Raw genomic sequence first — 7,773 nt, 5'->3', positions numbered from 1 at the left:
ATATTTAATTGGCTATCAACTTCACAAAGAAGACGAGTTATCAGAAGCTTTAAAAATTTTAGTTGACACTAATAAGGTCATAAAAAATATAAACTGGTATTCCTTGCCAAGTTCTACCGTTCAAGTTGACCGGGAGGAGCGACGGAAAATATCTGAGAAAAAAATAGCTGAAGCTTATCGAATCTGTAAACCGTTATTTTTCTGGCCGTATATGCAAGGAATTTTCGTGACTGGATCAGTAGCTGCCAAGAATGCCACGGAGAAGAGTGACACCGATGTCATGATTGTGACCAGTCCTAGTTCTTTATGGCTGACTCGTTTAATTGCTGTTTGTTATTTGTTGTTTGTTCGTAAATACCGCTCAACCATCTGCCCCAACATCTGGGTGACTTCAGGAAATCTAGCCTGGGAGGACCAAAACATTTACACCGCATTTAATTTGGTAATGACGACACCAATTCTCAACCGTAATTATATTTATGAGAAATTTTTGGTGAGTAACAAATGGGTGGCTGAATTTTTGCCCCAAGGATTAAGTTTATCCGAACCGGTTTGGACTAGCACAACAAAACAGACAAACGTACTCATTAAATTACTGGACAAATTTGCCTATGATCTTCAACTAAAGTTTATGAAAACTAAAATGACCTCCGAAGAGGTCACTTTAAATAAAGCTCATTTTAAGAAAAACGATAACCGTCAAAAAATTCTTGATACCTATAAAACAAACTTACATATCCATGCCGCCCATTCCACCCATTCCTGAACCAGAAGTCGATTCTTTCTTTTCCGGTAAATCGGTGATCAAGGCTTCAGTTGTTAAAACCATCATCGCCACGGAAACAGCGTTTTGCACGGCGCTGCGGGAAACTTTGGCAGGGTCAATAATGCCTTGAGACACTAGGTCCCCGAATTCCATGGTCATCACGTTAAAGCCAATGTTACCACCACGCTTCTCGACTTCTCGAATTACCCAACCGTCATCGGCTCCGGCGTTCTTGGCCAGCATTCGAATTGGCTGCTCGAGAGCCCGGTACAAAATATCAGCGCCAACTTTTTCGGATTCACTAAGATTATTGTTCTTTAAAGCTTCCCGAGCGCGAACGAAGGCCACCCCGCCGCCAACCACGACGCCTTCTTCGATGGCTGCCTTAGTAGCGTTTACTGAGTCTTCAACCCGTAACTTCTTCTCTTTTAACTCGACCTCTGTAGCCGCACCCACGCTAATGACGGCCACTCCGCCTGTCAATTTCGCTAAACGTTCCTGAAGTTTCTCTTTATCGTAATCCGATGTGGTATCAGCAATTAGCTTTCGGATCGTCGCCGCTTGAGCCTCTATAGCGCTCTTTTGGCCCTTGCCTCCAACGATGACCGATTCGTCCTTAGCCGCTTTTACCCGGTCCGCCCGACCGAGGTCATCAACTTCTACATTCTCGAGTTTCCGCCCGAGTTCCTCGGAGATGACATTACCACCAGTGAGAACCGCAATATCGGAAAGCATTTCTTTACGCCGATCACCAAAGCCTGGGGCTTTGATAGCTAGGACGTTTAGGGTCCCCTTAAGTTTATTAAGGACCAACGCCGCCAGGGCCTCACCGTCAATATCATCAGCGATAATTACGAGATTACGGCTGACCTTTAGGAGTTTTTCCAAAATCGGGAGTAGATCGTTCATCGCCGAAATCTTTTTATCGGTGATGAGGATGTAAGCGTCGCTAATCTCGGCTTCCATCCGGTCGGTGTTGGTTACGAAATAAGCTGAAACGTAGCCTTTATCCAGTTGCATCCCTTCGCGGTAGTCAATTTCCAGTTGCAGTCCTTTGGATTCTTCAACCGTGACCACGCCTTCTTTACCAACTTTCTCTAAAGCTTCAGCGATAAGCTTCCCAATTTCGGCGTCACCAGCAGAAATTGTCGCAATCTGCACTTTTTCTTCCGGCTTAGAAACTTCCTTTTTTATCTTGGCAATTTCAGCCACGACTAGCTCCGATGCTTTTTCCAAACCAGCCTTAAGGATCATCGGATTAGCGCCAGCGGCGATATTTTTAAAGCCCTCGTTAACAATGGCTTGAGCAAGAATAGTGGTGGTAGTGGTGCCATCTCCGGCCACGTCATTAATTTTGCTGGCGGCTTCTTTAACCATAGCGGCCCCCATATTTTCAAAAGGATCAGGGAGTTCAATTTCTTTGGCGACCGTAACACCATCGTGAACAACTGAGGGAGCGCCATACTTTTTATCAATGGCCACATTACGTCCCTTAGGCCCCAAAGTGGTCGCCACGGCTGCGGCCAAGGTATCGATACCGGTTTTTAGTTTTTTGCGAGCTTCCTCGCCGTAAATGATTTGTTTGGCCATAAAACCTCCTTAATTTAAAACTCCTAAAATATCTTTTTCTTCAACTATCAAGTAATCTTTTCCGTCAACTTTGATGTCGGTGCCGCCCCACTTTTTGTACATCACCGTGTCGCCAATTTTTACGGAGACTGGAGTTAGCTTACCGTCTTCAGTTTTTCCAGGACCGGCGGCAATAATTTTGCCTTTTTGGGGTTTTTCGCGGGCCGAGTCTGGGATAATAATTCCGGAGGCGGTCTTCTGCTCGCCTTCCAAGGGTTCTATTAAAACATTTGAGAAAAGAGGTGTGAACATATGTTGTTTGTATAGCATTCGTTATGGGGTGCTGTCAAGAACACACTGTAGTGGTGACATTCATGCCGCCACTACAATCGTGATGGACATCGATCAATGTCCACCATATACTAAGCCCATGACCAATTTTTCCATCGTCATTGTACTTGTCCTAATCGTTCTTGGTTTCGGGGTGACCGTTTATATTCTTTTAAACGAAATGAAGAAGTTGCAGAAGCCACAAAACGAAGAGGCTCAGCGGATGCTGTGGGAAACGATGCAGCAGATGAAGACGGAAGTGGGCACTAACTTGAAAGACGTTCGGTCGTCACTTAACACTAACACCGAACAACTTAACCAAAAACTTTTGCAGCAAAACGAGGTCCTCGGGAAGCGCTTGGATAATGCCGCTCGGGCCGTTATGGAAGTAAGTAAAAGTATGGAAGGAGTGCAAAAAGAAGTTGGGATTATGAGCGAAATTGGGCATTCTATGAAAAGCCTACAAGACTTTTTAAAGTCGCCTAAGCTTCGGGGTAATATTGGCGAGCAAGTTCTGGCGGATCTTCTAGCCCAAATGCTACCAAATGAAGCCTATGCACTGCAATTCGAGTTTAAAGATGGCCAAAAGTGCGACGCTGTCCTCCGCGTTTCCGAAGGTTTAATTCCAGTGGATGCTAAATTCCCTTTAGAAAACTTTATGGCCATGGTGCGTACCGAAAACGATGCCGATCGGGCTCGGGTTAAAAAAGATTTTGAAAGTGATGTTAAAAAACACATTTCAGATATTGCCAAAAAATATATTTTACCGAGTGAGGGCACTGTTGATTTTGCCCTAATGTACATTCCCAGTGAAGCCATTTATTACGAAATCGTGGTCAATTCCGAGGATTTGACGCGGGTCGCTTGGGAAAAGCGGGTGTTGCCAGTCTCTCCAAACGTCTTTTACTCTTATTTAAAGGCGATATTAATAGGGCTTGAAGGAAAGCAAGTCGAAGAGCGGGCTAAACAGATTTTAGCGGCGATTCGATCCATTGATCATGATGCCGAAAAGTTTGGGGAAAATTTAAGAGTGATGACGAAGCACGTCACTAATGCTAAAAACAGCGCCGATGAAGTCACCTCTAGTTTCAACCAACTTAATCAGCGCCTAACTTCTTTAAATTCTCTAAACTCTCCCGAAGACCCGCTCCAAAAGCAGCTTTTAGATTAACTTTGCGCAATACCTTATACTTACGACTAGCATGATTAAAGATTTCTTAGCAGGCTTAAATCAGGAACAACTTAAGGCAGTGGAAGCAATCGAAGGGCCTGTCCTTGTGGCGGCGGGGCCGGGGACTGGTAAGACCCAGATTCTAGCCGCCCGAATTGCCAACATTCTTACGAAGACGGACGTGCCCCCAGATGCGGTGCTCGCGTTGACCTTCACCGAATCCGGCGTGCGGGCGATGCGGGAACGACTCTTAAAGACGATTGGACCAACGGCCTATTACGTTAACATTGCCACCTTCCACTCTTTTTGCAGCGACATTATAAAAGGTAGTCCCGATCAGTTTGCGATGGTAGAGGATTTGGAGCCTCTTTCGGATTTACAGCGTCTGCAAATCTTTCGCGAAATTTTAGATAAAGGCGAATTTAATGCCTTAAAACCATTCACTAATCATTATTTCTATGTGCCAGCGATTATTAAAGCGTTGCAAGAGTTGAAGCGGGAAGGAGTGACACCAGACGAATTCGAAAAATTAAGTAAAGATAATACTAAAGAAGCGTCGGTTGACGAGGTTACTAGCAAAAGTGCTATTGCTGAACGTGAGAAGAATTTAGAAAAACAGCGTGAACTTTTCGCAATTTATAAAACCTACGAGGAAACTCTTAAGACGAAGGGCCTCTTCGATTTTGAGGACATGATCAATTTCGTCGTTGAAAAATTTAAAACCGACGAGGAATTTTTGCGAAAATATCAAGAACGCTACCAGTACATTTTAGTCGACGAATTTCAGGATACGAATAATGCCCAAAACGAAGTCCTACGTCTCCTGGCCAGTTTTTGGGACGAACCGAATATCTTCGTGGTAGGGGATGCCAATCAATCCATTTATCGTTTTCAAGGCGCATCAACAGAAAACATGGTCGGCTTTGTGAAGCGCTACAAAAACTGCCAAAAGATTTCGTTAACTAAGAATTATCGAAGCTCCCAAATCATTTTAGACGCGGCGACTGAGTTAATATCCAAAAACGAACTGCGACTTTCAAAAATATTTTCAGATATCCCAGAGGGTCTAGAAGCCGCGGCTGTTAAAGACGGTCCAAAGATTTTGGTCGGTGAGTTTGGCAGCGCTACCACCGAGAATTTCTTCGTCGGAAATAAGGTTAAAGAGTTAATCGACGGAGGACTTGATTCCAAAGAAATTGCTGTTATTTACCGTCACAATAAAGACAGCGATCAGATTGCTGATACTTTGGATCGCTTGGGAATTGAGTATGACCTGGAAGGCGGTAACGATGTTTTGGAAGATTATGATATTCAAAAGTTCCTCCTGCTTTTAAAAGCAATTGACAACGCCCGAAGGTCAACCGACGACCTCGACTGGTTTACTCTTTTTAATTACGAGTTTCTTAAAATAGACGCCCTCGACGTCCTTAAACTGGCCCGTTTTGCCAGCAACTGCAAAATAAATTTTGTGGAAGCGATCAACCATCAGGATTTTGAAAAGAACAGTAAAGTTAAAAACGTCGCCAGTTTTAAAGATTTCCTGACTAAATTGCTGGCTTGGGAGAAGGCGGACAGCCAAAAAACTTTCGTGGAATTTTTTGAACAAGTTTTAAATGAAAGTGGCTTTTTAGAGTGGCTTCTGAATCTTCCCGATGCTCACGAAAAGCTTAATAAAATTAATTCCTTGTTTAGTGAAGTCAAGAAACTAAATCTGGCGACTCGGACTCTTGGTCTTTCAGAATTTCTTAAGAATTTGGAAATAATGCAGAATAATCATTTAAATATCGCTGAGACCGTAATAAATGTTAGTCAAAACGCAGTTCGACTTACCACTGCCCATCGGGCTAAAGGACTGGAATTTAAAGTGGTTTTTATTATTGGTTGCTTAGATAAAAAATGGGGTAACAACAGCGTCCGTGAGTTAATTAAGTTACCTGAAGGGATTCTCAAAAACACCGATCTCTCTAAAAAAGAAAAGAATGAAGACGAACGCCGGCTTTTTTATGTCGCTTTGACGCGAGCCAAGTCGCAAGTCTATTTAACCTATGCGTTATCCGGAAATGGTGAGAATTCTAAGGGTGCCGTGCCATCAATGTTTATCGCCGAAATTTCAGAAGATAAAAAGGAGAAAATTGATCCGTCAAAGTTTGAAGACCGCGCGATAGAAATTGTTAAAGAAGTTCTTCAGCCTGTACCTGCGTCAACCGAAAAGGCCTTGGCGGAAGAAAAAGAGTTTTTAGCCGAGGTCCTCCGTGACTTTAAACTCAGTGTCACCGCGCTAAACACTTATACCGAGTGTCACTATAAATTTAAACTAAACAATCTCCTTCGGACCCCTCGAGCAAAGAGTCGTAGCTTATCCTTAGGAACGGCTGTTCACATGGCTCTGGATAAATTCTTCCAGGAATACAAAGTGGCTGGAGTTTTACCGAAGGTTGATCTTTTAACCACAGTCTTTATTGACGCGGCTACTAAAGAACTGTTGTCACCTAAAGATCTGAAGGCAGTGTTGACGCAGGGTCAGAAAATCCTAAATAGTTATTATGAAAGTAATAGGGCCAACTTAGTAAAACCGCTCTATACCGAAAAATTATTTGGTTATGGCTACGGTAAAATTTATCTGGACGATATTCCGCTGGTTGGTAAAGTGGACCGGGTTGACGTTATTGACCCGGTTAAAAAACTGGTCCGGGTGGTTGATTATAAAACCGGCAAGCCCAAGACCAGGGGAGACATTGAGGGAACGACGAAATATTCAGACGGCGCTTACAAGCAACAGCTCGTTTTCTACAAACTTTTGACAGAACTCGACCGGACTTTTAATGGTTACGAAGTCGCCGAAACAGAGCTTGATTTTGTAGGGGACCGGGGAAATGATGGGAAAAAAGAAGTTTTTGTAATTACTAAAGCCGAAACGGATAATTTGAAGGACGTCATTCGTAAGACTATGGTCAACCTCCGCGGTCTTGACTTCGCGCGGACGACTAACCTTAACGCCTGTAAATTTTGTGATTACCAAAAACATTGCTGGCCCAATGGACTACCGACAGCCAAAGATGAGCAGATCGAACTTAATATTTAATGGAAATTCTTGATATTCGGCAGACTCATGAGTGGGGTAATTTCTTAAAGGCTTTGGGCTGGGAATCAGTTTATTTTAAAGACGGTGATAATGAGGTGGCCGTAAGAGTTAAAAAGTTGCCTCTGACATCGATTATAAAAGTCCAACGCCCCAATGAGCTGACACCAAAGCTAATAGCGGAAATTAGAAGAATCGGAAGGGATAACCGAGCTTTTTTAACAAAACTGGAGCCTCGCCAAAACTCTAGTCTCGATCAAATTATTGCAGCTAAGTTTAAACTAGATAGCTGGCCCCTCTCCGCCCCCAAAACAATTATTTTAGATTTAACCATTTCCCCAGAGGAACGCCTAAAATTAATGAGTAAAGACGGGCGTTACTGTTTGCGGCAAGCCCAAAAGAATCTGGAGCAGTTAAAAGACAGCCTTCGGATTGACGTTTTAAAAAATCCTAGCGCGAATAATATTGCCGACTTTTATAAAATCTTTACTCTGACTGCCAAAGCTAATCATTTTTGGGTCCCGAGTCTTTCAGAGATAACCGCGAAGGCCCAGGCGTTTGGTGACAGCTGCCAGATCTTTTTAGCGTCAGAAAATAACGAGCCATTAGCCGGAGCGATGGTTCTCTCAACCGGCACTCATGCCTTTTATCTGCATGCGGCATCAACTCCTAGAGCTCAAGAATTAGAACTGCCGTATGCGATCATTTGGAAAATTTTAGAGACTCTCAAAGCCCAAGGCTTCGTGAGCCTAGATCTTGAAGGCATTTACGATGAACGCTACGCCAACCTCACCAAAAAATGGCAAAAATTCACCGTTTTTAAGCGGTTTTGGCCGCGCCCCTAAAGCACGGTTTTTT

At 43.5% G+C, this 7,773-nt stretch carries 6 protein-coding genes; 4 read left to right on the top strand and 2 right to left on the bottom strand.

What is annotated here, in order from left to right:
- Positions 1–766, top strand: a 766-nt coding sequence (locus NT141_02535) for a hypothetical protein (GenBank protein ID MCX6783921.1), incomplete at its 5' end; no start/stop codon positions are given.
- On the opposite strand, the gene groL is transcribed toward NT141_02535, so the two are convergent.
- Entirely contained in the window at positions 731–2,356 is a 1,626-nt protein-coding gene (gene groL, locus NT141_02530) for a chaperonin GroEL (protein ID MCX6783920.1), read from the bottom strand. The genes NT141_02535 and groL overlap by 36 nt on opposite strands.
- Before the next feature lie 9 nt (positions 2,357–2,365).
- The gene (locus tag NT141_02525) at positions 2,366–2,647 is read right to left on the bottom strand and encodes a co-chaperone GroES (GenBank protein MCX6783919.1); all 282 of its coding nucleotides are present in this window, start codon (positions 2,645–2,647) and stop codon (positions 2,366–2,368) included.
- A 28-nt stretch (positions 2,648–2,675) separates the two neighbouring features.
- Between NT141_02525 and rmuC the strand changes: the two genes are divergently transcribed.
- The 3 genes from rmuC to NT141_02510 are packed head-to-tail and all read left to right on the top strand — an operon-like array spanning position 2,676 to position 7,760.
- Entirely contained in the window at positions 2,676–3,836 is a 1,161-nt protein-coding gene (rmuC, locus tag NT141_02520) for a DNA recombination protein RmuC (protein ID MCX6783918.1), read from the top strand.
- 31 nt (positions 3,837–3,867) lie between these two features.
- On the top strand, positions 3,868–6,918 hold the full coding sequence (locus NT141_02515; GenBank protein ID MCX6783917.1) for an ATP-dependent DNA helicase: 3,051 nt from the start codon (positions 3,868–3,870) through the stop codon (positions 6,916–6,918).
- Entirely contained in the window at positions 6,918–7,760 is an 843-nt protein-coding gene (locus NT141_02510; protein ID MCX6783916.1) for a GNAT family N-acetyltransferase, read from the top strand. The genes NT141_02515 and NT141_02510 overlap by 1 nt, the downstream gene beginning before the upstream one ends.
- The last annotated feature ends 13 nt before the right edge of the window (positions 7,761–7,773 follow it).

The sequence above is a fragment of the candidate division WWE3 bacterium genome (assembly GCA_026396615.1).
Classification (GTDB): Bacteria; Patescibacteriota; WWE3; order JAPLWK01; family JAPLWK01; genus JAPLWK01.
The sequence above is the reverse complement of the archived record's forward strand: the minus strand, read 5'-3'. Positions and strand labels throughout refer to the sequence as shown.

What these genes read in the sequence shown, in the direction of transcription:
- groL (MCX6783920.1), bottom strand. Translation starts at nt 2,356, where the DNA reads ATGGCCAAACAAATCATTTACGGCGAGGAAGCTCGCAAAAAACTAAAA.
- NT141_02515 (MCX6783917.1), top strand. Translation starts at nt 3,868, where the DNA reads ATGATTAAAGATTTCTTAGCAGGCTTAAATCAGGAACAACTTAAGGCA.
- NT141_02525 (MCX6783919.1), bottom strand. Translation starts at nt 2,647, where the DNA reads ATGTTCACACCTCTTTTCTCAAATGTTTTAATAGAACCCTTGGAAGGC.
- NT141_02510 (MCX6783916.1), top strand. Translation starts at nt 6,918, where the DNA reads ATGGAAATTCTTGATATTCGGCAGACTCATGAGTGGGGTAATTTCTTA.